The organism is Vibrio sp. 10N.222.46.A1, from assembly GCF_041473595.1.
GTDB lineage: Bacteria > Pseudomonadota > Gammaproteobacteria > Enterobacterales > Vibrionaceae > Vibrio > Vibrio tasmaniensis_A.
Window position 1 is genome coordinate 1 of record NZ_JBFRSN010001811.1, and the last position, 753, is coordinate 753.

Genomic DNA, 753 nt, shown 5'->3' on the forward strand with positions numbered 1-753 from the left:
AAATAAGAGGGGATGTAAGCCAACCAATAATACCGATAGAGGCTGGCAATGCAGGAAGTTTTTAAAGTTCGAACGGCAGTATCTAATCCATTGGAACGATTAGAATATCGACTGGAGATGTGTCGATGATCTGTTTCGAATGGGAAATGATTTTATGCCAAAAATCGTGGTGATGGCCACATAGTAGTAGGTCAACGCCATTTACCTCGATGGTATTTTTGAGCTTATCATTCAAATCTCCCGTTCCCACGAATATGTGCTTGATTGGGTGCTTGGCGTACGCCTCAAACTCTTTCAAATGCTTAACGGAATCTTCATTGATGGGTAGATCGCCTTCATTTCCCTGAATATCAACGAGTTCAGGGTAAATCTCGCCATGCGTGCCGTCGATATAAACAAACGAAATGCCAGCCTCTAGTTTGTTTGCGAAGAAGGTCGCTCGATCAATCAGAATCTTAGTGTCGTCGGACATTTCAACAGCGACCAGAATATGTCGGTATTCCATAATTAAAGCCTCATGTTATCAGTTATATAACAAGCATAGTTTTTGTTAGCACAAATGATATCGAAGAGATCTCATATTGCATAAAATCATCATTCAATGATCTTCTAAGCACTATCGTATTTATATCGCTTTGATTGATAAGAAATTTACAAAAGGTTGTTATAGTGGTTGAAGCGCTAGCTTATTCTGTTAGATAGGCTTTACGGTTTAATGCGCCAATAACGAAGAGGCATCAATGACAGCACTAC

General features: G+C 39.7%; 1 protein-coding gene. It reads right to left on the bottom strand.

Annotation, left to right across the window (positions count from 1 at the left end):
* Positions 1-82: 82 nt before the first annotated feature.
* Positions 83-505, bottom strand: a complete 423-nt coding sequence (locus tag AB4496_RS29415; protein ID WP_012604051.1) for a universal stress protein — start codon at positions 503-505, stop codon at positions 83-85.
* Positions 506-753: the final 248 nt, after the last annotated feature.

Coding starts and splice junctions, on each gene's coding strand:
- AB4496_RS29415 (WP_012604051.1), bottom strand. CDS start 505: ATGGAATACCGACATATTCTGGTCGCTGTTGAAATGTCCGACGACACT.